Genomic DNA, 25338 nt, shown 5'->3' on the forward strand with positions numbered 1-25338 from the left:
CAAAAATGACAACACAGCACCGGAAGGAGCAAAAATCATGGTTTCCATCAACGCAAAAGCCAAACACGCCGTCGAACGTCGCAAAATGGTCCAGCACCAGCTCGCAGCACGCGGAATAAACGACCCCGCCGTTCTCGAAGCGTTCGAGGACATCCCGCGCGAGATATTCCTGCCGCCGCAGTACGAATCCCAGGCCTACCACGACAACCCCGTCCCCATCGGCTCAGGCCAGACCATAAGCCAGCCATACATCGTCGCCCTCATGACCGAAAAACTCCAGCTCGACAAAAACTGCGACGTCCTCGAACTCGGCACAGGCTCCGGCTACCAGACCGCGATCCTCGCAACCATCGCACGCCGCGTCTACACCATCGAACGATACAACCAGCTCTCCGAAACCGCCCAGGCCAACATCGCCCACCTCGACCTGCCCAACATCGAATACTGCATCGGCGACGGCTCAAAAGGCTGGCCCGAACACCGCCGGTTCGACCGCATAATCGCAACCGCCGCAATGCCGAAGATCCCCCAGCCGCTCATCGACCAGCTAAAACCCGACGGCCTCATCATCGCACCTGTCGGCACAATGACCGCACAGGAACTCATCCTCGCCCGAAAAACCGACCAGGGTCTCAAAACCCACCAAATAACCCCAGTCCGCTTCGTCCCCCTCCTCGGCGAATACTCCTTCAACGAATAAAAGCCGAATTATCACAAAAAACAAACTCTTCACCAAATAGCAGGGAATGGAAGCAGCATTTGATATTCGCTGCTGCCTGCCGAATCACCAGCCGCATAATTTCACGGTCCGCCGAGAATGGACCTCCCAAAAAGTTCGTCGGAGGCGCGGCTGTTAAATTCTGCGGCGGCTCAATTGGATACTCATCATTATTCTGTATCGAACCAAAAAAAGAGCGTGACACATTGATCAATATCACGCTCTTTTGAGATCGTAAATCACACCAGACGAAAACTAAGCCCCTTCCTCCTTACCGCCGCCATCCTTCTTCGCCGTCTCACTCTCCTCCTTCAGGCCCTTCACGAAAACGACCCCCCTCGCGATCTTGCCCGTCTCATCCTTGACCGTATAGAAGAAGTGGTCCATCCCCGCAAGACCCTTCTCAGGAGCCGTATAAACAACCTCCCTGCTCCCGCTGCTGCCTTCGACGATCTCGATCTTGCCGCCCTTTACCGACTCACCGTCACAGCCCTCCAGCGAAACCGCATGCCCGTTCGCATCATGATCATTCGCGATCACATCCACGATCAGCTTGTAACCCTCTTCCGACTCCTCGATAACGTCCAGCGCTGCGTAAGGCGGCATATTGATCGTGTCGTAAACGCCCGCCTTCTCCAACAAATTCAGCTTATTATCCCTGTGCTTGAACACCGACTGAACCTCCGCCCCGCTGAACCGACCGTATGCGTTCCCGCAGTTAAGCGTCGGCCCCTCGCAACTGTTCGCATGGTGATCGTGCACCGCCCAGTTGTGCCCCAGCTCATGCCTCCACACAACATCGAACGAATTATCGCCCGCCACACCGTTGACCGAATAACCGTTGCCCGTCCCGACAACACCGACCCACGCGACACCGCCGCCGATCGCAGGCGTCACACACGCTACCAGATCCCGCTCGACGTCCTTATACTTCTCGTTCCACTCCTTGCGAACGATCGGCAGGATCTTCGTCCCGTTGGTCCCCTGGTAAGGACACTGCTCCTTCTCAGCACGTATCAGCACCCGCCCGATCGCAGGCATCAACAGCGTATCCCGCAGATAAATGATCCGCACGTTGACGAACGAAAATTCGATCATCTCCACACACTTCTCGACACTGCCCACGCGATTGAAATACCGCCAGTCAGCATCCACAGCCACATCGAAAATATAACTCTTGCTGCCCGCCGTCCCCGGCACAACGCTGCTCATGCTGGGCATCTTGAAATTCGGCTCCCTCAGACCGCGATTGCCGACCACCTTATCCCCCAGAGTAAACCATGTCTGCCCACGCGAAAAATAGACTTTGCCCTTGAACTGACCATCCGACCGCAGGATCCCCGCAGCAAACGCCCCCGGGTCCTCCTTCACCATACCCACATACGTCCGAGGCGCGGACACCTCACGCTTCTCGAAACTGCCGTCAGCCTTCTGCACCAGCACCTCGAAATTCTTGCCCCGCACACTCTCACGCACCAGATCTAGCGTGATCGTCTCCCCCTCGTGCGTAACCTTCTGCGTCAACCCATCCGGAAACGAAGCCTCCGCAGCAGAACCAGCCAGAAACATCCCCGCAATCATCACAACCGCCGTCAAAACTGAATACCGTCTACCCATTTCACTCTACCCTTTCTGCCAAAAAAATTACCCCGGCATACCAAACATGCACAGTGGAGAACCATATCTCACCCCGAAACCGCACACCGCTACGCCGTAAAACAAAACTCTTCACATTCACATTAAAACTATTATAGCGAATCCACCTGCCCCGGTCAATCAATAACCACCTCACCAAATCTCCACGCAATGCCTGCATAAAACAAGTTGTATCACATAGTACTTGGATATGACAGTAGCGATTATAATCGCTGCTGTCTCTTGCCCGCTATTCAATGATGAGCCTAAAAAAAGCGAGCCGGCCGCAAGACCGACTCGCTCATAATCATCACTGAATATTACTGACTTCTAATCAGTAAGTATCGCTCGTCTCAACATTCGACGCAGAATCATAGGTGTAGCCCGACGCCGTCACGTTCGTAACCGTAAACGTAAAGCTCGGACTCTTCGCCTTCGCTGCAGTCGTGATCGTCGCCTGGCCATTGCTGTCAGTCACTGCCGAACCCGACTCATTGTAATCGCCGGTAAACGTGCCGTAAACAGTGGCACCGCTCAATGGCTGACCACCGTCATCATAGATCGTCACAACTGCCCGACCATAACGGTTCGGCCCGCCAGCAGCAACAACCGTCAGATCGATCGCCTGCACATACATCGTCGAGCTGGATGCCTGAGGCGTTGCAGAAACCTCGCCGGAATAGCCCGACTCATTGCTGCTCGTATCAATTGCGGTGACAACATAGTAGTACGTCGTTCCGTTCGTGACAGTGTTGTCCGTGTAGTCGCTGGCCGACAGACCCTGAGCGACTGCCGCAAAACCGCTGCCGCTGGTCGTACTGCGGTAAACAGTATAGCTGTCCAGATCACCTTCGCTGTTGTCCGCCCAGTCAAGATCGACCGAACCATCGCCAGCCGTCGCACCAAGACCAGTCGGTGCCGCCGGGGCGGTCGTATCCGCAGGTGTCGCCGACACTTCGCTTGATGTATCCGACTCATTGTCGCTCGTATCTACTGCTGTAACGACATAGTAGTACGTAGTGTCGTTCGTGACCGTGTTGTCGGTATAATCGCTGGTCGAAACACCCTGTGCGATCGACGAATACCCGCTGCCGCTCGTCGTACTGCGATAAACAGTATAGCTCGCCAGATCCTGCTCGCTGTTGTCCGCCCAGTCAAGACTGACCGAACCGTCACCTGCAGTAGCACCAAGACCGGTCGGCGCCGCTGGCGGAGTAGTATCACCGCCGCCTGTAAACGCATCATGCAGATCAGTGATCTCACTGCTGCTCAGCGCCTTGTCATAGATCCGAACATCATCCATCAAACCGTTAAAGTATCTGTTGTTGTCACGAATGTCCGCACCAATGCCCACGCCGATATTACTAGCAAGATCCCTCACGGTTCCGCTCGCGGTCGCAGGCGTGCCGGCATCTACATAAATATAACCGTCGGTCCCGTCACGTACCGCAACCACATGGTGCCACTCACCGTCATTGACAGTCGCAGTAGAACTGAAGCTGAACTGATAAGCACTGTTGCCGTATATCATGAATCCAAGCGTACCATCCGAACCCATGTTGAACACATATTCACCATTGAAGCCGCCGTTCCTCTGCTGAACAATAACACCCGCCGCAGTCGCTGTAGTCTTGACCCACGCTGAAACAGTAAAGTCAGTCTGACCCGAAAGCGATGGACCGGTGCCCAGATTCACGACATCATCCACGCCGTCAAAGCTCAACGCATTACCATCTATTCCGGTAACCCAGCTTGCTCCGGTCACTGTTCCGTCGTTCCCATGACCCGATGAATCAGCCGCGGTGCTGCCGCTTGTCTCGTCGAGCTTATAGAAGCCAACCATATCCAGCGCAGCTCCCGTGGTGAAGTCCCAAACAGCCCCGGCCAGCGTCCCGCCGCCGGTTACCGTATCTATCCGCCAGAAGTATTGTGTATTCTCTGACAGAATGCTGGAACCGTCAAAAGTCGTCCCGGTAACAGAACCCTGATATTCCGAAGATGCAGTAGTCGCATTCGCAACAGCAGTCGAACTCGTCCCGACATAAACATCATAACTGGTAGCTGCCGAAGACTCGACCCAGCTAAGCTCACTGCTTAAAACACCTGTTGCACCGTCGATCGGCAGCGGCCCGCAAGCCGTCCCACCGTCTTTCACATCCTCGATCTCACTTGCACTCATCGAGTAGTTATAGATCCTCACATCATCCACAGCACCGTTAAAGTGACGTGTACCGCTGTTGCTGTCCAGACCTATATACGTCGTACCTGCGAACGACTGTACGGCATGCGTGTTCGTATTCGTCGCCGACTGCGTCGAACCACCGTTGTTCAGATAGATCGTCGCCTGCGATGGCTCGACCACCAGCGCTACAAAGTTCCACGAACCAACAGTCGGAGTAAGACCGCTGTTCCAGCCCCAGTTCGTGCCGTCCCAGTGATACCTCAGCTCACCAGCCGAACCAAAGTTCAGACCAGCCGCATCCTGAGCGCGGTTGAACACGATACCGTTCCATCCGCTCGGCGTAGCAGCAGGATTGACCCATGCCGTGATCGTAACAGTGTTGCTGTTCAGATTCAGATTCGATATCTCGACATGGTCATCAGTACCGTCAAGATCAAGCCCAGTTGCAAACTGGCCCGTCACTGAACCCGTATCGAAAGAAGCACCGTTGACCAGCGTACCGTCATTACCGAACTGGCTGACGTCACCAGCGGTAGTACCGGTCGTCTCATCCATCGGGTAGTAGCCCTTGATCGTATTATCCAGATCGAGATAAACAGTCACAACACCCGTACCGAAGTTGCCCGCCGAATCCTGCACGGTATAATAGAAATAGTCAACCTCATTGAAGGCATTATCCGGAGCGGTATAAACCAGCTCATCTCTGCCGTTACCGCCAGTACCCGAAGACAATGTCACCGTACCGCCCAATGCCGAAGTACCGTCATAGCTGTCCAGCGATATCGTCTGAGCGTTCGCATCAAAGTCATTCTCCATGATGTCGACATAGACCGTACCGCCCGGCGTCAGGTTTGAAATAACGTCAAGCGCAGCATAAGGACCGAAATCGATCGTGCTGTATGTTCCCTGGCTGTCAAGTATCGACAGCTTGTTATCACGATGATTGAAGATCGACTCTACTGCCGGACCGTTGAAACGACCGTAAGCATTACCGCAGTTGATCGTAGGCCCCTCAGGGCTGTTCGCATGAAAATCATACACGCTCCAGTTGTGACCAAGCTCATGCCTCCAGACAACATCAAAGCTGCCGTCACTGCCTATGCCGTTAACAGAATATGCATTTGTTGTCCCGATCACACCAAGCCACGCAACACCGCCGCCGATATTAGGCGTCGCCAGCGCTGCCACATCACGAACAGCACCAGTCTGATTGTTGTTCCACTCATCGCGGAAAGGCACCAGAATGTCCGTCCCGGAATACGCATCATAAGGACACTGAGACTGATAAGGCCGAACGATCACCCGACCCATCGCAGGCATCAGCAGTGCATCCTGAATATACTGAACCTTCAGACACACCGTGGAAAACTCCATCATCTCCACACATGCCGCAACACTGCCCATAGTGTTATAATACCTGTAGTCCGAATCATAACCGACATCGAAGAGATAGGTATCGGTCCCCCAGTGATTTGCCGCCACGCTGGGCTTAGAAGCCAGCTTGAACGTCGGATCACCGGTCCCCCGCGTACCCGTTACGCTGCTGCCCTCGGTATACCACGTCGCTCCCCTGTCAAAGTAAACGCGAGCCTTGAGCACATCGTTGCTCAGCAGTATACCCGCCGCATACGCACCGGGATACTCATCGACCGTACCCACATACGTCCGCACTTCGCCGGCGGTCCATGCATCGTACCCGCCTCCGCTGTTTTGTACCAGAACCTCAAAATAGGTTCCCCTCACGCTCTCCTTCGTCATCTGCAGTGTGATCGTCTCACTGTTGTACGTCACACTCTGGGTCAGTGTCGGCGGCGCAACCGCCAGCGCACTCGCTCCCACTAAAGACACCAGAATAAGACCGAAGATCACCCCCGAAAATCTGCTGTTCATCCGCATTACGATTCTCCTGATATAGAGTTAGCTTTCCCCCTTTTAGAAGCTTTTTTGCGACAGCTCCTACACACTCTTTCAAACTCCTGCGCCCGCGCACAAACACAAACGCCTCCTTAAGACAGATCATGCGCAGGCAAAACAGCCGAATTTGATTATCAGGAAAATCAGACGTGAACCACGGACCTCGCCCGCATCTCCGCCCCTTTCACAACTCCATAGATATGCCATCCTCTTTGCTCCTAACGCACGCCCCTTTGCAAAGACATGCATCTCACACTCTCACTACTTTCCCTCTCCTCGCGAAAAATAGGGCCAACCCCTACTCTCCACTCGATAAGCAATTATACACACTTAGACCCATCAGTAAACCCATTCTTTTAATTTTTTGAATTTCTTTAACCTCACGAATATCTAACTTCTCCTCAACACTGGATTAACACAATTATGCAAAAATTTACCCATCAAAAAAAACTCATTGATAAGCCTGTTAGGAGATCGATCATGAAATCTTCACGCTTCACCTCAGACAACGTGCTGCACGAAAACGACGAGGTCCTCCTGCTTATGATCGCATTCGGCAGCCCTCCAACCCGAAAGATCGCCGCCGATGAACTCTCACGCCGTGGCCGAGACGTTTCCCCAGGCGACGTAGCTCTCGCGGTAATGACAAACTTCTACACCCTCGGCCCCACATTCAACTAAAAAAGGCGTGACGACCGAAATCGCCACGCCCTTGCATCCTTTGTTAGCCTTCATGAACTAACGTTATGTCAACTAAGGCACAGTGATAGAATCCGAGGTCTCAACATTCAGCGTTGCATTGTAAGTCTTGCCGCTGACCGTCACGTCCGTCACGGTGAACGTAAACGTTCCGCCGTTCTTGACCTTGTCGGCCGTCTCGAAGAACAAAGTGCCGTCCGCTGCCGTCGTACCGCTCACACTGCCGCTGTACGCACCCGACCATGTGCCGTAAACAGTCGCGCCGCTTACGTTCGCACCCGTGTCGTCCTTGATGTGAACCGTTGCCTGACCCCAGTAGTTGGGCCCTGCGTTCCGAGAACCCATCACGATCGAGTTGACATACATCTCGGTCGTCTGACTCTGCGGCGTAGCAGAAACCTCGCTCGACGTATTCGACTCATTGCTGGACGTGTCAACCGCCGTCACGACATAGTAGTAAGTTGTGTCGTTGGTCACAGTGTTGTCAGTGTAGTTGCTGTTTGAAACGCCCTGTGCTATCGCGGAGTAGCCGCTGCCGCTTGTAGTGCTACGATAAACGGTATAGCTCGCCAGATCGCCTTCGCTGTTATCAGCCCAGTCAAGATCAACCGAACCGTCACCAGCCGTCGCATCAAGACCAGTCGGCGCCGCCGGTGCGGTCGTATCCGTCAAAGGCGGATAAGAATTGTACAGATCAGCTATCGCCTGATCGCTCAACGCGGCTTCATAAACAAGCACATCATCAATAACGCCCGCAAAGCCGTTCTGACCATTACGGTTTACACCAACCTGGATCTGACCGAACACGTTAGTCAAATCGGGCTGTGTGCCAATAAATGAGCCGTTTACGAACATTCGCGAACCGGCGCCGTCAAATGTAACAGCAAGATGAATCCATTCAGTACTGACTGTCGTCATAGTCGTGCCGCTGTACCGATAGCTGCTGGGAGAACCTCCGGAAAGATCGATCTGGAAATCATTGCCGCTGCTGTTGTTATTGAACAAACCGCTGTACAGGTCCTGCGAAACAGTATCAGTGCGAGCCCAGAACGCAACACTGAATTCGCTCCACGTAGATTCCGTCAGCGACAATAGCACATTGTTCTGCACACCATCGAATACAAGTGCATCGCCATCACGTCCCTGAGTTGTCCATGTCGCACCTGAGATACTGCCGTCATTACCATTACCCGAGCTGTCACCCGCAGTACTACCGGTTCCCTCATCAAAGGCCCAGTGCAAGAAAGGAACTACTTCATTTACCGTCACATCGACAGTGGCAGTACCATAACCGCCATTGCCATCCGTAACAGTATAAGTAAAGCTGTCCGTACCATAGAACCCAGCATCCGGAGTATAAGTTAAAGTACCGTCAAGATTATCCGTTACCGTTCCGTCACTTCCCTGCGTAAACGAATCGATGGTCAACGGATCATTGTCATAGTCATCATCGTTGACAAGCACGCCAATGACAACTTCTGTGTCCTGAGTCGTACTTACCTCATCATCTATGGCATTAGGAGCGTCATTGGTGTTAATCACGTTAATCTCAAGCTGAGCATCATCTATACCGCCTTCAGAATCAGTTACACGAACTGTCCAGATGTTCTGGCCCGTATCCGGATAGTCCGGCGTCCCAGACAATGTCCCGTCGCCAGCAACTGTGAGCCAAAGCGGACCACTTACCTTGCTGAACGTCAGCGTATCGTTCTCCGGATCACTCGCATCGTTGGCGATGGAACTGCTGTAAGCTTGATACTCCGTAGCATCTGACTTGGTTATAGGATCACTGTCAAATGCGGGTGGCTGGTTTGCATCCGGATCAATGATCTCTATGTTGTCAAACAGGCCCTTGCCTGCCGCACCTTCCTGACGGATTTCAAGCCACATCGGAGCACCAACAGTATACCCGATACCCGTGCTAAGCTGCACATTGAACTCCGAAGTCTCAAGCTCTGCAATCGAAGGCTTGATCAACCCCGAGGTAGTTATCTGGACAGCACCGATCGTAGAAAGCATCGTATTGTCCGCCGCACCAAGCGGATCACCGCCAACATAAATATCGACATAGATACCCCGGTAAGTTGCGTTGGCCTTGTTGCCGATCAGACCGCTTACATCAAGCGTCTGATTCTCAGCATAATACCCGATCTGCTGATAGGCCCATTTATCATTGCCGAGCTGAGCCCAGTTATCTCCATATGGTGTCGCAGGAACTTCCGGATCTCCTTCCCACAATGTTGCAGTGTAGCTGTCTCCGTCATACCAGCCCTCAATGTCATTAACGCTATTTGCAGGTTCTACGACCTCATCTTCCATGCTGGGATTGATAAGCACAGGACTGAACAGATTCTGATTAGTAGTACTGAAGTTCCAGACGTACCCAGGAATCACCGTACTGTCAGCCTTGACCTCATCAATGCGCCAGTAGTAAGTCGTGCCCGGTGAAGTAGAAGGCGTCAAAGTCGTAGCTGTTTGGCGACCGATATACTCTGCCGACACCGTCGTCGCGTTTGTCACCGCTGACTCGCTCGTGCCAAGGTAAACATCAAATTCAGGATAATCACTTGGCTTGCCGGGCATCCAGCTCTGTTCAGCACCAACCAGCCATTCAGTTATACCGCTTGCCGGATTAGGAGCACCGGCAGGTATTTCATCACTGGCTGCGTAAAGAGATGAAACCTCACTCGGAGTCAAAACCTTGTTATAGATTCTCACATCGTCCAAAACACAGGCAAGTGATGCATCATCGCGACTGCAATTGAACAGCGTCAATGGATAGTAGTTTTCGATCAGACCATCAGGTATTGTTGTCCCGGCGATTGTATTAGTGACCTCGGAGTTGTTTATCCATGCTCGCAGCAGATTGTTCTGCCTATCCATCGTCATAGCAAGATGGTACCATACACCTGTCTGCACATTCGAAGTGGCTTTCAGATCCGCCAGATGCCCCTCATATTCCGAATCAGTCTGAAGCTTACACGCAAAATAGAACTTCCCGTCATCCACGCTTATGGCCCAGCCTCCACGAATATTATCTACACGTCCGCGGATCACTGCTCCACCCTTACTCAGGATCGCAGCATCAGAGAGAGGCGCCGTATTGAATTTGACCCAGCAGGACGCACTGAGACTGTCCGTTAAAGGATCGCCGACATCTACCTGCACGTAAGCATTCTTCGATGAATCAACAAGATTTTCAAGCGCATAACCAATAACACCGGTCTGAGAACCTGTTGAGAATGGTGTTGTGTCGCCTCCGAGAATTCCGTCGGCCTGATAGGGTCCAAAGTCATGTGCAGTCATGCCGTCAGTTTCATCGAGGATCAGATGAGTCGCCAGATCACTATTGCGCACATATATCTTCGCTACGCCGGTACGATTCGTCAAACCGCCGCTGTCCGAAACATGATAACGGAAACGATCAACACCCAAATAGCTTGCAGGAGGCGTATAAGTCACTGTGCCGCCTGAGACTACAGAGATCGTCCCTCCTTCATCTGAAACACTGTCTACGTACGTCAAGCTGATACTGTCACCGTTACCATCATAATCATTCTCGAACAGATCAACTGTCACAGACTGATCCTGAGTCGTATTCGCCGCGTCCCACATTGCGTACGGTGCCAATTCAGCTCCGTATATGATCTCCGGTGCGGAAACCTCGGATGCCAGATGAAGCTCCTCGATACATTTCTGGATCGTACCGACACCAAGAGCGGATTCTGAACCGCTCATTGTATCATTGACGTCAGAGTAGTGACCCACACCAAGCCCGTGTGCAACTTCATGTCCCAGCGATCGAGAATAGGGTGATGTAGATCCCAGCGTCGCCGAATGCGAATTCGGAAAATCAACCGTGGCCGAATAAACCCTGCCTGCCGATCCGCCCCCACCGGGTGCCTTGAACCTCAGCTTAGTATTGAAATTGTACGGCGTGATACCGTCATTGCCTGCCCAGAAATCCTTCCAGCTTGGGGGGTCACCGCCTACGCGCACTACGACTTCCGTGATCTCCCATGCCAATCCCATATCTCGGGCATAGAAGTAATCTGTATCATTGATCCGCTGCTCACATAGACCAACCGCTGCCGCGATACTGCTGCCCTTGGCTACATACATATCATTGCAAATATCCACCCCTACACGCAGCTTGCTCATCGTGTATTTCGGGATCACATATCCAGACGCGGTCGGGGAAACACGGTCCACAGATCGCGTGACCTCGACATTGCCGGTACCCGGATCAGCAGTTCCGTCCGGACCGCTCAGATCCACTGAAAGGTCCGTCAGTCTGGCTGTATGATGACGTCCCTCATTAAGATTTATGTCGATCAAATTGTTCTCATCGACCCATGCGTTCACCATAACGTCCGTATCAGAATCTATGTATCCGCGATAGGTCCTGACCTCCGGCACAGCCACCTGTGTGTAATTCAACCCGTCATAAGACCACACACGATAGCCGGGCGCACGAAGCGAACGTTTTGTCAGTACCGCGTTGTCACTTTGTCCATCACCCGTCACATCACCGACGTTAACCGTTAGATTGTCCGGCAGAATAGCCTGAGCCGGATCAACCAGAAATACACATGCCAACACCAGGCACGCGCAGACGATCAGCATCGAACCTGCTTTTCGCTGTTTCATGTCCATAAATTTCTCTCTTTCAAAATCCGCTGGTTTCATATCTTTCTGGCGTAAATACCTTCAACGCATATGTGGAATTTACTGCCCTTACAAACCGCCTCCGCACAACCGGATACCCCAACATGCAATCGCACACCTCATGCGCTGCAATTGGATACGCCTGAACCAAAAACTATTAGCCTATCCAACCGTCATGAAAAAGATATTAGTTGCCGCGAAAACAGTTGAATGATTCAAATTCAAACAATACGCCCACGCACAAACACTCATGCCTCCTAAAGACAGATCATGCGCAGGCTTGACGGCTGAATTTGAATATGAGGAAACCAGGAAGCGAGCCGCACTCCTCGCCCGAATTGCCTCCTCTTGCAAGCACCCTGAAATATGCCATCCTCTTTGCTCCCAAAACAGGTCTTCACTCCCCCCGTTCCTCTCCGGCATCATGCTCTATAACCTGTTAGGAGATCAACATGGGTAATTAACCTTCAAAAAGCTTAGATTTTGCAAAAATTATCAAAAACCGCACCGCCCCAATCTGCAAACTGCAATACCAAAAGAGCCTTAAACAGCTCATCAACTCAAAAGATTCGCACAAAAAAAGCCCGGCCGAAAACCATCGACCGGGCTCTGATTTTTCAAACTGTTACGCTTAGGCGGTCGCTTCCGCCTCAACCTTCTCATCCTCAGCCGAAGCATTCATCTTCTCTATACGCCCCTCCAGCTTATTCAACTGCTCTTTCAATGCCTCGTTCGCCGTCTTAAGCTCAGTTATCTTTTTGGTGCTCGCAACCTGCTCAGCCTGTGAAGCCGCATTCAGTTGCTTGATCTTCGCCTCCAGAGCATTAATCTCTTTCGCACTCGCGGCCTGCTCGGACTCCGCCGCCGCATTAGCCTTCTCCATCTGAGCCTTGAGCGCCTCGATCTCCTTCTTCAGCGCCTCATTCGCACTCTTCAGTTCCTCAACCTGCTTTTCCAACGTCGCGTTACTGCTCTCCAGCTCGTTGACCTCCGCCGCAAGCTCGGTCTTTGCATTCTCCGCCGACGCCAGCTTCTCCTCCAGTCCGCCGAGCTCCTCTTTCATCTTCTTACCGACTTCCCTGACCATCACCTTGGTCTCTTCCAGCTTCTGATCAGCCTTCGCTGCTTCCTGCTGAGCCTCCTGAGCCTTTATCCGCCACTGCTTTGCATCGGTCTTGGCCGCGTTGAGCTTCGCCTGCATTTCTTCACTCTTCGCCTGCTGCTTCTGCATCATCGTCTGGATGGCCTTCATAGCCTTCGTCTGAGCCTCGTCCCATTTCTGCTTAGCCTCGGCAAACTGCTCTTTCTGCGCTGCGACCTTGGCTTCCAGACTCTCAACGTCACTCAAAAGTGTCTCATTTTTCTCCTGACACATGACCAGTTCTTTGTTCTCACAACCGAAAATGCTCATCGCCACTGCCAGTACAAGTACGCTCTTCAAAATTCTCATTTCAAAACCTTTCTTTTCCCAAAAGTTACCGCGGGAACCCGCCGACCTGCCGGCAGATCCCAATTCTCACCCTGCGAACAACCCCCAAAATTCGCAACGCCTCGCAAACTTTATCGGACATTCCCGCAAAACCCCTTTAAAATTGGCAGCCAAAACCCCTCATTTTTACAAAAAAATCCGGCTGCCAGCACTGGTATGCCATCCAAACGCCCAAACTCGCCCCTCAACCCTTCCCAATTTTTCTAACTAGCCCGCAATAAACCTCCCGCCCCCTCCGTCTACACCCGTGAAACAGCCATCAGTAATCTTAAATCGAAGGGAGCCTCAAAATGTTAAAGAAAACCGTCATCACAGCAATCGTACTCATCATCGCCGCCGCAGCACAAAGCTACGCAGCGCCCGACCAACCCGACCCGGCCCGCCGAGGCCAAGGCCGCCGCCAGGGCATGATGCGTCAGCAGGGCCAACAGGGACAAATGCTTTGCGAACAGTGCCGTCAGAAGGTTCAGCGGTACCGCCGCCAGCTCAACGCAGGCCACAATGTCGAACGCCCCGAACTCTGCACCGCATGTAAGCAAAAGGTACAACAGCGCCACCAACGCATGCGTCAAGGCCGTCAGGACCGCCCAACCGGCGACCAGCCACAGCGCCGCATGAGACAAGGCCGACCCGGCCCTGCAGGAGATGACCAGTTAGCACCCGCCCGCCAAGGACAGCGCCGCCATGCCCAGGCACAGAAAGACACACCCAAAGATAAACCCCAACCCAGAAAACAAATGAAACAAGGTGCACCCGAACGACCCGAACTCTGCAAAGAATGCCGGAAAAAGGTCCAACGGTACCGCAAACAAATGCAGCGATACAAGAACGCACAGAAGGACCAGCCTGGCAGCAAACAACGTGACATCAAAGCCGACAAAGACACCACCCGCAAAATGGACGCAAAACCACAGCAGCGCCGTCGACAGCGCATGCACCAGCAGGACTGCGACTGCCCCGACTGCCGGAATATGGACCGCCCCCAGCGCCGTATGCAGCGACAAGGCCGCCCCTTCCACGGCGACCAGGCACCGCAGCTTGATCGACCCCAAGGCCGGTTCGCCCCACGCTTTCAACAGCAACGCGGTTTCGGCCAAAGACAGCAGTTCCGACAAGACAGAGGCTTCCCACAGCAGCAGGGTTTCCGTGGACAACGCCCCTACGGACAAGGCAGACAGTTCCGTCAGCAGCGCGGTTTCGGACGCGGTCAGGACTTCGGCGGACAACGCGGCTACGGACGAGGTTTCAGCGGACAGCAGCAGGGCAGACAGTTCCGCCGACAGCAGGGCTTCGGCCAGCAGTACGGCCCCCAGGCCCCGCGCCTACAGCAGTTCAGACGCCGACAGATGCAGCGATTCGACAACTACGACTACCCCCAGCCGCCCCGAGGACCATACTACCAGCCCAACCGCAACTACCCAGCACCACCACGCTACTAATAAACAAACAGTCTGACCAGCGGTCTGCCGAAGTCACCAAAAACTAACCCAGACTTCTAAAACACCGCAAACCTCTCCAAAAGGGACCGCCCCCGCAAGGCGGTCCCAACTTTTGCGCAAAGGTTGGCTACAAAAACTTTGAATTCAAACTTTTCTCAGGATAAAATGATTCACAAATGAACTCAGCCGAAAGGGCCTCCGCATGCATTACAAAAACATAACCCGTAGAACGTTCCTCCGAACCACCGCCGCAGGCGTTCTAGCATCCGCCCTCCCAGGCTGCACCAGCCGGACACTCACCAGGCCGAATACGCCTGCCGTAAGCTTCGGCATATGCGCCGACGTCCACAAGGATCTCGTCCCCGACGCCGACCAGCATCTAGCCGAATTCATAACCGAAGCCAACAAACGCAACGTCGACTTCGTCATACAGCTCGGCGACTTCTGCCGACCCTACGACAAGAACAAAAAATTCCTCGACATTTACCACTCATTCCAGGGCCCCGCCTACCACGTCCTTGGCAACCACGACACCGACGGCGGATTCACCCGAGAACAAACCCTCGCTTTCTGGAACTCCCCCGCAAAATACTACTCCTTCGACTGCAACGGCGTCCACTTCGTCGTCCTGGACGGCAACGACATAAAACCAAACCGCGCACCAGGCTACCCACGCTACATCGGCCCCGAACAGCAAGACTGGCTCGCCCGTGACCTCGCCGCCACAAACCTGCCCACCATCACCTTCTCACACCAGAGCCTCAACGCCTCAGATGACCACATCGAAAACGCCGCCGAACTACGCGCCATCCTGGAACTCGCCAACAAACCAAAACGAAAGATCCTCGCCTCGTTCAACGGCCACGAACACGCCGACTACGTCGAAACCATCAACGGCATCCACTACGTAAACATCAACTCCACCTCATACCAGTGGCTCGGCGGCAGCTACCAGGCAAAACGCTTCTCCCCCGAGATCGAAAAAGAATACCCCTACATCAGCTATACCGCCCCATACCGCGAAAGCATCTACGCCTTCGTAACCATCCACCCCGACCACTCCATCCGCATCGAAGGCAAAACAACCGAGTTCATCCCACCAACCCCAGCCGATCTCAACCACCCAAACGCAAACACAAAAAGATCCACCCCAAAAATCTCAAACAGAACCCTCACCTGAAAAATTCAGTAAACTCAATCATCCTTATCTCTTAATCTGTACAAACGTGAACAGTCGTCACCGTCCTCCCAACTACTAACACAAGACCAAACGCGTCTCTCTCCGAATTCATTTACAAATCGATTATAAACCGTCTGTTGTAATTCCAACGCCCGTGGATTATTTCGCACACCCCCAAACTCAAACGCCTCGAAGCATAGCAGCGACCCCTCTCTTTCCTTGTATAAGTAAAAAACGACCCGCTCCAAAGAAGCCCCTTTTCTAGCCCCGTAAACGCGAAACATATTATCCCACCTGCCACCCTCAGGCTTTTGCTCAATATACCATTGTGGAACTTGCATATCCTCACGACTCTGCATAATTTTATCAACGATCTCAATCGCTCTGTCGATTTCCGCCTCGCTCAGAAGAGCAGCCGCAGAGCTGTCCTGCAAATCATTCGCTTCGACCACCACGTAACACGCCGCAGACGGATCACACCCACAGAAAAAGGTAAAACCCAAAAACACTAGCCCCATAATAACCAATCGATACCGAATTGCTTTCATTGTATTAATACCTTTCAATTTCGCTATTCAGCTCACTTCCACCGCTTCTCATTTACCCGCCACATCCAGGCTCCCCAGAAAACCCCGCATACCGGAAACACGATCAGATTTATTATGATCTGCACAACAGTCACGGGCATTGACAACTTCATGATCAGACTGGACAACAAAGCTGATAACAGCCCAAAGAAAAAAACGCCGTAAACAAGTACAAACTTCCGCTTGCCCATCTCCCTAGTCTTTGCCCAGCGACCACTTGTAAATCTTCTGCGCATATCACCGCCCTTCTCCCTCATCTCTTTCTTCCCCATAACGACTTTCCGCCTGCAACCATAATAACAAACCAAAGAGAGCTCCACATATCGTAAAAATGATCACGCCCCTCACGACATCACCAACCGAATCAAATGTAAAAGTCTTCCAATCAAGGCTGTATATCAAGCCGCCGAGAAGCCCCCAAAAAAGAACACCATACACCAATACAAACTTCCGCTTGCCCATCTTCCGCATCTTTGCCCAGCGTTTCTTGTTATCGATCATAAGCTCTCCCAAGACCCCAAATCTAGCTCGACTTACAACAATTGACATTTTACGCACAAACTCCCACATTGCAATACAATTTCGACCTGCTTACTAGACTGACGCGACATCCACAACAAAATTTCCCTAGCCATTTCACGCAAATAAGCTAAAATTCACCCCTGAACCACCATGAAAATAACCTACAAAAACAAAACGCTCGAATGGGCCCTCATCGCCCTCACCGCCGTCACGGCCGCAGCCGTCGTCGCGTCCTTCGTGCTGCACTACGGCTTCCGCGAGCCCATGATCCCCACCCGCATCGTCAACATAATCCACATCACGGCCTTGCTCGCCTTCCTCACCGAAAAAATCCTCCGCCTCCACAACGCAGCCTCAAAACGCGAATACCTCCGCGCCAATTTCTTCGAGGTCCCCCTCCTCGTCGCCCTGCTCATCGCAGTCCTCGGCGCGGGCCGCTGGTTCGCCCTCGAAAATCCCAACCACGTCCGCACCCTCGCCCTGAGCATCTACCTCGTCTGCCAGGTCATCGCAAAGGCCTGCCGCGGCTCCGTCAACGTCGCCTCCTCCGGCAAAAACCCCACCATCGCACTCATTGCGATCTTCGTCATCCTCATCCTCGCCGGCGCAGGCATCCTCATGCTCCCCCGTTCATACAACTCCGCCGAAATGTCCTTCACCGACTCCGTCTTCACCGCGACCAGCGCCACCTGCGTCACAGGCCTCATCGTCAAGGACACAGGCTCCGACTTCACCCTCATGGGCCAGATCACCATCCTCACCCTCATCCAACTGGGCGGCCTGGGCATCGTCATCTTCGGCGCAGTCATCGCCCTCCTCCTAGGCCAGGCACTCACCGTCCGAGAATCCGTCGCAATGCGCGACCTGCTCAACGCACAAACACTCGGCCGCATCGGCAACATCATCGCATTCATCTTCGCCTTCACCCTCATCATCGAAGCAATCGGCGCAGCCTCGCTCTTCCACCTCTGGCAGCCAGTCCCCGGCCATAACGAAAACATCCACCAGCAATGGTTCTACAGCATCTTCCACTCGATCAGCGCATTCTGCAACGCCGGCTTCTCACTCAGCCGAACCTCGCTCATCCCATACGCCAACAACCCCGCCGTCCACCTCGTCATCGCCCCGCTTATCATCCTCGGCGGCCTCGGCTTCACCGTCCTCTACAACATATTCGACGTCGCCGCCGACAGAATAAAACACCTCTACCTCCGCATACGCGAACCCAACAACATGTTCCGCTCCCAGCTCCCAAAACGAATAAGCCTCCAGACAAAGATCGTCCTCACCACCAGCCTCGCCCTCATCATCGCAGGCGCCGTCCTCATCCTCGTCCTCGAAAACAACGGCCCCCAATCCCACACCCATGCACTCGCACCCGACGCCCCGCACTCACTCCTGCCCAAAACCCTATCCGCACTCTTCCAGTCCGTAACCGCCCGCACCGCAGGCTTCAACACCGTAGACATCGCCAACCTCACCCCCGCAAGCAAAACAACCCTCATCATCCTCATGCTCATCGGCGGCTCACCCGGCTCCACAGCAGGCGGAATCAAAACCGTCACCTTCGCCCTCCTCCTCGGCGTCCTCTACGCAAACTTCCGCAAACGCAGCGAAGTCGAAATATTCAAACGCTCCATCAGCATCACCATCATCGGCCGAGCCATCACCGTCACAATGGTCTTCGCCATCGTCCTGATCACCGCCGTCCTCGCCCTCTCCATAACCGAAAGCCACTCCACCTTCACACAAAGCGACATCAACTTCGAAGCCGCCTCCGCACTCGGCACCGTGGGCCTCTCCACCGGCATCACAGCGGACCTCTCCACCGCCGGAAAATGGATCATCATCGCCCTGATGCTCATAGGCCGCCTAGGCCCACTCACCCTCCTCACCGCAATGACCTTCAACATCCGCCCAAGACGCTACAACTACCCCACAGAACCGGTTATAGTCGGCTAAATCCACCCAACCCACCAGCTCGTACCAAGCCACTTTACTATCAACCAGCGAGTGGTGACAAAGTATTGTCATCCCGTACCCCGATACGGGACCCAGCATAATAAAGCCGTCGCGAAGCGACTCCTTACAAGCTCCCCGCCCCGCCGCCCCCGTATTATCACGTGGTGACAAAAAAAACACACCCATAAAACCACTGGCAAATCCGCCCCGAGCATGTATAATTATTTCTTTAACAACCGCGTCCAAACGGGAAAAACCTCTAATATGAAACGCTACGCAGTCATAGGACTAGGCCGCTTTGGCAGCAAACTCGCCGTATCCCTCGCAATGAGCGGCGCCGAAGTGATCGCCATCGACAAGGAACGCAACATCATTGACACGATCCAGGACCAGGTCTCGCACGCCGTACGCCTCGACTCCACCGACGAAGACGCTCTCAGGGCCCAGGGCATCAACAAATGTGACACCGCCATCGTAGGCATGGCCGAAAGCGGCAAAGCATTCGAATCCGCCGTCCTCACCGTCGTAAACCTCAAAAACCTCGGCGTACCCCAGATCATCGCCCGTGCCCAAACCCTAACCGCTGGCCAGGTATTCACCGCCGTCGGCGCCAACGAAGTCGTATACCCCGAGATCGAAACCGCCCAGCGATGGGCATATCGCCTCCTCGCCCCCCACATCGGCGAAAAGATCGACTTCGCGCCCGGCTACTCCATGGCCAGCGTCGACGCACCCCCGAGCTTCCAGGGCAAATCCATCATGGACCTCCAGCTCCGACAGAAATACAACGTAAACCTCGTCGCCATCAAACGCAGCGAAGATGAAACCGCCAAAAAGCCGGAAAAATCTTCCATAATAAACGTCCCCCTACCCGATACCATCGTAAAACCGGGCGACACCCTCATGGTCGCAGGCTCAGAATCAGACCTCGCAAAACTCCCCCAGGAATGACACCCTTCCGCCCGAATACAAACTTTTACCCAAACTCAAACCGCACCTCCCGCGTAAAAGGTCGAAACAAACTATTCTACGTCCCCGAATAATATGACCGCAGACAAACAAAAATCAGCCCCCGTTTACATCTCCGACCTCGACGGTACGCTCCTCCGCGACGACGCCTCCCTCTCCAACTACGCACGCGACACCCTCCGCAAACTCCTCCGCGCAGGCGTAAACTTCACAGTAGCAAGCGCCCGCGCCGCAAGCTCCATCCGCTATATAATGAAAGATCTCCCCCTCTCCCTGCCCGTCATCGAAATTAACGGCGCATTCATCACCGAATTCGCCACAGGCCGACACCTCGTCATAAACCAGATGCCCACCGACCTCGTCCAGGACATATACCGCCTCATCCTCCGCTACAACTGCCGCCCCTTCCTCACCACTACCACAGGCGACGCCGACCATCTCTACTACGACACCATCGCAAACGACGGCATGCTCTGGTACTACGAAAACCGCCACAAGGCCCGTGACCACAGACTCCAGCAAACCGACCGCCTCCAGTCCTGCTTCACCGAACACGTAGTCGGCCTGACCGTCATAAACACCGGCCCCCAGCTCCGCAACCTCGCCCAGCACCTCCTCGACGAATACAAAAACCGCCTCGAAATGCACTTTTTCGAAAACCCTTACTCCCCGCCTTGGCACTGGCTCACAATTCACGACAAAACCGCTTGCAAATCCCGCGCCATCCCCGAACTCCTCGAATACGCAAACCTCGACCCCGCACAACTGACCGTCTTCGGCGACAACCTCAACGATGCGAACATGTTCCGCACAGCCCCCCGCGCCGTCGCCGTCGAAAACGCCACCGACCAGATAAAATCCCTCGCAACGCAGGTAATAGGCCCTAACTCAGATGACGCCGTGATAAAGTTCATCAACCAGGAAACAAACCTCAACTTCTGATCCTTCCGGCAAATGATAGCCTCTACCCGGCGTTTATTCTCCCTGCAAACCAATTACGAATGTTGCACGCCCTAAGCATTATGATAGAATGAAAGCTGAGCTGGAATCTAGTTATACCAACGGCTTAAGCCTCGGGAGTCAGGCCAAATGGCAGATACGAGACGCCTCAAACCAGTACCGAGCCTCTTGCGCCAACTCCCCCTGCTCGGCATTCTCGTTCTGGGAATACTAGTCACCCACATCTTCGGAAACGTCATATACCTCCAGCCGGGCTCACTCAGCAACATCTGGCTCACTAACGGCCTCATCCTCGGCGTGCTCCTCATCACTTCCACACGAACCTGGATAAAAGTCATGCTCATCTACGCTCTGATGAGCTTCAGCACGTCCTTCGCATACGAAGATGTCTCCTTCGCCTTATATGCAAGCACTGCCGACTTACTCGCACCGTTAGCCATAGCCTCCATAATAAGGTTCGGCCTCTCATACTCCGACTTCAATTTCCACAGACTGACCCACGCCCTCGCACTCATAATCGCGGTCTTCCTGGTAGAGGGCCTATTCTCCCTCATCGGAGCCGTCGCACACCACACACGCTCCCCCGAAATACCCTTCCTATACGGCTACCAGATATGGTGGCTCTCCAACGCTCTCGGCGACATCATGATCGCCTCCGCCATCGTCGCCTGGACCCATTCCTACAAAAATATTGGCCCCTTCGACAGAAACGCAGCAAAAATAATAGAACTCATAGTCATCATTTTCACCACCTTCTTCGCCTGCCTCTATATCTTCACCACCGTCACCCCCGAATTGAGGTCCATCCTCGAATATCCCTACGTGATCCTCCTCCTGCTCATCTGGGCCGCTCTCCGCTTCCATCCCCGCTGGTCGATAACCCTCCTTCTTGCCGTCGCCCTCACAGGTGCATACCTGACCAGCGACGGAACCGGCCCATTCATCGCACCCGAACTGATGTCATACCAGTCCGCCCTCGCCTTCCAGGTCTTCGTCCTGACATGCACACTCGCAACACTCATAATAACCTCAGTAACCTTCGAAAGAACCGAGACACAAAAAAACCTCGACCAGAGCCGTGCCGTACTCGATGCCGCTTTCAACTCCACAACCGAAGCTGTTATCGTAGTTGACGAAAACAACAAAATCCTGCATTACAACAACAGATTCGCACAGATGTGGTCAATACCTCAAAATCTGCTCGAAAGAGACAATAGCGAAGCAGCCGTAGAATTTGGACTCCCAAAGCTCAAAAATCCGAACAAATGGAGCGCTCGGCTGCATGAAATGAAAAAATCCGATGGAACATACAATGACCTTATGGAATTCAAGGACGGCAGGATCATTGAAACTGTGGTTACCCCGCTGAAAGGCAAGGCGGGCCGGGCCTGGTTTTTCCGTGACATAACAAAACAGAAAAATACCGAGCTCGAACTGGAACTAGCCCGCCGAGATCTCGAAAAACGCGTCGAACAAAGAACCGCACAGCTCCGCCAAAGCGAAAGAAGCCTCGAACTCGCTACCGAGGCCAGCGGAATGATGCTATGGAACTGGAACGTTCCCGAAGGCATATTTACCTTTGATCAAACACTGCAACACTATCTTGGGCTGCCGGAAATGAAAGTAACAGTCAAGACCTGGCACACCCTGATTCATCCTGATGACCGTGAGCGGATTCTGGGCGAAGCAGCCGAGCAATTGAGAAACCTAGAACGCAGCTACGAACAAGAATACCGAATTATGACCGCGACAGGCCAATACAGGTGGGTGCTGGCAAGAGGCCGAACCGTCGAACGCACACCCGAAGGAAAGCCGCTCAGACGAACTGGCTTGATCACCGACATCCACGACCGAAAAGAAGCCGAAAACCAACTCATCATCTTCAAAAGCTTTGCACAGGCCTCAGGCCAGGCCATCGGAATGTCGGACCTTGACTGTAGAATCACTTGGTTCAACGACGCTATGGCCAAAATGATCGGCGCTGATCTGGAGGAAGTTCAAGGCAAACAGTTCAGCATGTTCTTACCCGATCATACGATATCGCTCCTTAATGACGAGATCATGCCCGCCCTCTGGACCAGGGGACAATGGTACGGTGAAATGCAACTGCTCAGCCCGGAAGGTATTATTAGCACCATCAACAATTACTTCCTCATCCGTAACAATAAGGATCAGCCTCTGGCGATCGCGGTAATTGCTGCCGATATCTCCGAACGAAAACAGATGGAAGAAGAACTCCGACAACACCGCGACAATCTCGCAAGACTCGTCGACCAGCAAACCGCCGACCTTAGAAATACCAATTTACAGCTCCAGGAAGAGATCAAGGAACACGCCCGCGCCGAACTCGCACTCCGCGAAAGCGAACAAACCGCAAGAGCTCTCCTCGACTCCACACTCGAAACCCTCATCCTCTGCGACACCGATACACACATCCTCATGATAAACAAAACCGGCGCACGCAGACTCGGACGAACACCCCAGCAACTTATAGGCGTCCCGATCTTCTCGCTCTTCGAAAAATCCCTCGCCCAAAAACGCAGGAGATACTTCGAAGCCGTCATTAAAACCGGCATACCGCAACAGCAGGAAGACACACGCAACGATACAGATTTCTCCGCACACATGTTCCCCGTCAAAAACGACGCTGGCCAGGTCGTTATGGTGGCCATATTTGCCGAAGACATCACAGAAAGAAAAAAAGCAGAACGTCAGCTCCTCGCCAGTCAGCAAAAATACAAAACGCTGTTCGAAGCCGCCGGCGACGCACTGCTGATCCTCAAAGACTACAACTTCTTCGACTGCAATGACAAGGCCCTCGAAGTCTTCGCATGCACAAAAGCACAACTCCTGCAAAAACCGCCCTTTTACTTCTCACCCGAAAACCAGCCCGACGGCACCGACTCAAAAACCAAGGCTATCCAAAAAATGGACGCCGCTCTCGCAGGCAAACAGCAGTTCTTCGAATGGAAGCACAAAAAATACGACGGCACTCTTTTCGACGCCGAAGTAACACTGAATCGACTCGACATCGATAACCAGCCCTGCCTCCAGGCAATCGTCCGCGACATCACCCGCAGAAAAACCGCCGAAAACGAACTAAAAGAAAAGAACACTATGTTCAGGGCCGTAGTTGAAGCCACCGCGAAAACAACAGGTGAAAACTTCTTCAATACACTCGTTGAACAGCTCGCAGAGGCTACAGGCTTCGACCACGTCTTCGTCGGCGATCTGGTAAAACCCGGCAATGATCATATATCTACCAGAGCTAATTATCACTTTGGAAAGCTTGATAAAAACATCGAATATACCTTAAAATATACCCCATGTGCAAACGTCATTAGAGGCAAGACCTGCGTCTATCCCGAACATATACAGCATATCTATCCAAAGGACAAACTGCTCAAAGAAATGAAAGCTGAATCCTACCTCGGCTTCCCGCTTCAGGACTACCAGGGCCATGTCCTCGGACTTCTCACCGCCATCGGCTGCAGCCCGCTTGACAAACCGGAATATTACCAGGACATCCTCAGGGTTTTTGCCGCAAGAGCCTCAGCCGAAGTGCAGCGGATAGTAGCAGAACACGAACGCGAAAACCTCCTCAATTCCCTCGCAGCTCTTAACCGCGAACTCGAAAACGTCCTCTACGTCTCCTCCCATGACCTGCGATCACCCCTCGTAAACATCCACGGCTTCGCCAGCGAACTCCAGTCGTCATGCCGACAGCTCAATGAAACATTAAAACAAATTGAGATCCCGCCTCAAACCAAAAAAGTACTCGCACCTATCCTCATCGAAGACATTCCCACCTCACTCGACTTCATAACCAAGAACGTCGAACGAATGGATATGCTCGTAAAGGGCCTCTCCCAATTCTGCCGAATAGGCCGCGAAACTCCAACCCCCCAACACCTCGACATGAACCGGCTCATACACGACATCGTCGACAGCATGAAACCCCAGATCCATCAAGCAAATGCCGAGGTCCGCGTCCAGGACCTGCCCCCATGCTATGCCGACAAAAATCACGTCACACGCATATTCGCCAATCTCATCGACAACGCAATTAAATATCGCGATCCCAAATGCCCCCTGCGCATCGAGATAAAACAATGCAAAAGTAACCAGCGCATCGTATATACCGTAAAAGACAACGGCCTCGGAATCGCACCAGAACACCAGAAACGCATCTTCCAGGTCTTCCACCGCCTCGAACCGACCGGACCCGTCACAGGCGAAGGACTCGGCCTCACCATCGTCGAAAGACTCGTCGAAATGAACCGCGGCAAGATATGGGTGCACTCCAAACCCGAAAAAGGCTCGAAATTCTACGTCTCCCTCCCCGCCGCGCAAAACATCTGATCACCCACCACCACCGCATTGCATGCACTCCGTCACGCACATGATCTGCATG

At 53.3% G+C, this 25338-nt stretch carries 16 protein-coding genes; 8 read left to right on the forward strand and 8 right to left on the reverse strand.

Going from position 1 to position 25338, the window contains the following annotated elements:
* Positions 1 to 37: 37 nt before the first annotated feature.
* On the forward strand, positions 38 to 700 hold the full coding sequence (locus tag STSP2_RS01450) for a protein-L-isoaspartate(D-aspartate) O-methyltransferase (RefSeq protein WP_146659168.1): 663 nt from the start codon (positions 38 to 40) through the stop codon (positions 698 to 700).
* On the opposite strand, the gene STSP2_RS01455 is transcribed toward STSP2_RS01450, so the two are convergent.
* The 3 genes from STSP2_RS01455 to STSP2_RS01465 form a co-directional block, all read right to left on the reverse strand.
* A complete protein-coding gene (locus STSP2_RS01455) occupies positions 690 to 932 on the reverse strand; it encodes a hypothetical protein (protein ID WP_146659170.1) in 243 nt (80 codons plus the stop codon). The two genes, STSP2_RS01450 and STSP2_RS01455, sit on opposite strands and share 11 nt — an antisense overlap.
* A gap of 41 nt (positions 933 to 973) precedes the next feature.
* Positions 974 to 2335, reverse strand: coding sequence for an Ig-like domain-containing protein (locus STSP2_RS01460; RefSeq protein ID WP_146659172.1), 1362 nt, complete (start codon positions 2333 to 2335; stop codon positions 974 to 976).
* 352 nt (positions 2336 to 2687) lie between these two features.
* Positions 2688 to 6431 carry a LamG-like jellyroll fold domain-containing protein gene (locus STSP2_RS01465; RefSeq protein ID WP_146659174.1) on the reverse strand — a complete coding sequence of 1248 codons (3744 nt, stop codon included), beginning with the start codon at positions 6429 to 6431 and terminating at the stop codon, positions 2688 to 2690.
* A 498-nt stretch (positions 6432 to 6929) separates the two neighbouring features.
* Between STSP2_RS01465 and STSP2_RS01470 the strand changes: the two genes are divergently transcribed.
* Positions 6930 to 7130 carry a hypothetical protein gene (locus tag STSP2_RS01470; protein ID WP_146659176.1) on the forward strand — a complete coding sequence of 67 codons (201 nt, stop codon included), beginning with the start codon at positions 6930 to 6932 and terminating at the stop codon, positions 7128 to 7130.
* A gap of 72 nt (positions 7131 to 7202) precedes the next feature.
* On the opposite strand, the gene STSP2_RS01475 is transcribed toward STSP2_RS01470, so the two are convergent.
* The gene (locus STSP2_RS01475) at positions 7203 to 11804 is read right to left on the reverse strand and encodes an Ig-like domain-containing protein (protein WP_169852897.1); all 4602 of its coding nucleotides are present in this window, start codon (positions 11802 to 11804) and stop codon (positions 7203 to 7205) included.
* A gap of 643 nt (positions 11805 to 12447) precedes the next feature.
* Positions 12448 to 13266, reverse strand: coding sequence for a coiled-coil domain-containing protein (locus STSP2_RS01480; protein ID WP_146659180.1), 819 nt, complete (start codon positions 13264 to 13266; stop codon positions 12448 to 12450).
* Positions 13267 to 13595: 329 nt separating this feature from the next.
* Here STSP2_RS01480 and STSP2_RS01485 point away from each other — a divergent pair, with 329 nt between their 5' ends.
* Together STSP2_RS01485 and STSP2_RS01490 are read left to right on the forward strand one after the other, a co-directional pair.
* Complete coding sequence (locus STSP2_RS01485; RefSeq protein WP_146659182.1) at positions 13596 to 14744, forward strand: hypothetical protein; 1149 nt, start codon at positions 13596 to 13598, stop codon at positions 14742 to 14744.
* A 202-nt stretch (positions 14745 to 14946) separates the two neighbouring features.
* On the forward strand, positions 14947 to 15924 hold the full coding sequence (locus tag STSP2_RS01490) for a metallophosphoesterase (protein ID WP_146663961.1): 978 nt from the start codon (positions 14947 to 14949) through the stop codon (positions 15922 to 15924).
* Positions 15925 to 15938: 14 nt separating this feature from the next.
* On the opposite strand, the gene STSP2_RS01495 is transcribed toward STSP2_RS01490, so the two are convergent.
* Genes STSP2_RS01495 through STSP2_RS01505 form a run of 3 tightly spaced genes read right to left on the reverse strand, consistent with a single transcriptional unit; the run spans position 15939 to position 17012 of the window.
* Complete coding sequence (locus STSP2_RS01495) at positions 15939 to 16472, reverse strand: hypothetical protein (protein WP_146659183.1); 534 nt, start codon at positions 16470 to 16472, stop codon at positions 15939 to 15941.
* Between the two features lie 32 nt (positions 16473 to 16504).
* A complete protein-coding gene (locus STSP2_RS01500; RefSeq protein ID WP_146659185.1) occupies positions 16505 to 16783 on the reverse strand; it encodes a hypothetical protein in 279 nt (92 codons plus the stop codon).
* Entirely contained in the window at positions 16749 to 17012 is a 264-nt protein-coding gene (locus STSP2_RS01505; RefSeq protein WP_146659187.1) for a hypothetical protein, read from the reverse strand. Before STSP2_RS01505 ends, STSP2_RS01500 begins: the two co-directional genes overlap by 35 nt.
* A gap of 171 nt (positions 17013 to 17183) precedes the next feature.
* Here STSP2_RS01505 and STSP2_RS01510 point away from each other — a divergent pair, with 171 nt between their 5' ends.
* The 4 genes from STSP2_RS01510 (at position 17184) to STSP2_RS01525 (ending at position 25286) form a co-directional block, all read left to right on the forward strand.
* A complete protein-coding gene (locus tag STSP2_RS01510) occupies positions 17184 to 18995 on the forward strand; it encodes a TrkH family potassium uptake protein (RefSeq protein ID WP_146659189.1) in 1812 nt (603 codons plus the stop codon).
* Between the two features lie 264 nt (positions 18996 to 19259).
* Positions 19260 to 19946, forward strand: coding sequence for a potassium channel family protein (locus STSP2_RS01515; protein ID WP_169852898.1), 687 nt, complete (start codon positions 19260 to 19262; stop codon positions 19944 to 19946).
* Positions 19947 to 20039: 93 nt separating this feature from the next.
* A complete protein-coding gene (locus STSP2_RS01520) occupies positions 20040 to 20906 on the forward strand; it encodes an HAD hydrolase family protein (protein ID WP_146659193.1) in 867 nt (288 codons plus the stop codon).
* A gap of 147 nt (positions 20907 to 21053) precedes the next feature.
* Positions 21054 to 25286 (forward strand): PAS domain S-box protein, encoded by a 4233-nt coding sequence (locus STSP2_RS01525; protein WP_146659195.1) that lies wholly within the window; start codon positions 21054 to 21056, stop codon positions 25284 to 25286.
* Positions 25287 to 25338: the final 52 nt, after the last annotated feature.

This window comes from Anaerohalosphaera lusitana, assembly GCF_002007645.1.
Taxonomy (GTDB): Bacteria; Planctomycetota; Phycisphaerae; order Sedimentisphaerales; family Anaerohalosphaeraceae; genus Anaerohalosphaera; species Anaerohalosphaera lusitana.

Excerpts from the sequence above, each read along its gene's own strand:
- STSP2_RS01450 (WP_146659168.1), top strand. The coding sequence starts at position 38 with ATGGTTTCCATCAACGCAAAAGCCAAACACGCCGTCGAACGTCGCAAA.
- STSP2_RS01460 (WP_146659172.1), bottom strand. The coding sequence starts at position 2,335 with ATGGGTAGACGGTATTCAGTTTTGACGGCGGTTGTGATGATTGCGGGG.
- STSP2_RS01465 (WP_146659174.1), bottom strand. The coding sequence starts at position 6,431 with ATGCGGATGAACAGCAGATTTTCGGGGGTGATCTTCGGTCTTATTCTG.
- STSP2_RS01470 (WP_146659176.1), top strand. The coding sequence starts at position 6,930 with ATGAAATCTTCACGCTTCACCTCAGACAACGTGCTGCACGAAAACGAC.
- STSP2_RS01475 (WP_169852897.1), bottom strand. The coding sequence starts at position 11,804 with ATGGACATGAAACAGCGAAAAGCAGGTTCGATGCTGATCGTCTGCGCG.
- STSP2_RS01480 (WP_146659180.1), bottom strand. The coding sequence starts at position 13,266 with ATGAGAATTTTGAAGAGCGTACTTGTACTGGCAGTGGCGATGAGCATT.
- STSP2_RS01485 (WP_146659182.1), top strand. The coding sequence starts at position 13,596 with ATGTTAAAGAAAACCGTCATCACAGCAATCGTACTCATCATCGCCGCC.
- STSP2_RS01490 (WP_146663961.1), top strand. The coding sequence starts at position 14,947 with ATGCATTACAAAAACATAACCCGTAGAACGTTCCTCCGAACCACCGCC.
- STSP2_RS01495 (WP_146659183.1), bottom strand. The coding sequence starts at position 16,472 with ATGAAAGCAATTCGGTATCGATTGGTTATTATGGGGCTAGTGTTTTTG.
- STSP2_RS01500 (WP_146659185.1), bottom strand. The coding sequence starts at position 16,783 with ATGGGGAAGAAAGAGATGAGGGAGAAGGGCGGTGATATGCGCAGAAGA.
- STSP2_RS01505 (WP_146659187.1), bottom strand. The coding sequence starts at position 17,012 with ATGATCGATAACAAGAAACGCTGGGCAAAGATGCGGAAGATGGGCAAG.
- STSP2_RS01510 (WP_146659189.1), top strand. The coding sequence starts at position 17,184 with ATGAAAATAACCTACAAAAACAAAACGCTCGAATGGGCCCTCATCGCC.
- STSP2_RS01515 (WP_169852898.1), top strand. The coding sequence starts at position 19,260 with ATGAAACGCTACGCAGTCATAGGACTAGGCCGCTTTGGCAGCAAACTC.
- STSP2_RS01520 (WP_146659193.1), top strand. The coding sequence starts at position 20,040 with ATGACCGCAGACAAACAAAAATCAGCCCCCGTTTACATCTCCGACCTC.
- STSP2_RS01525 (WP_146659195.1), top strand. The coding sequence starts at position 21,054 with ATGGCAGATACGAGACGCCTCAAACCAGTACCGAGCCTCTTGCGCCAA.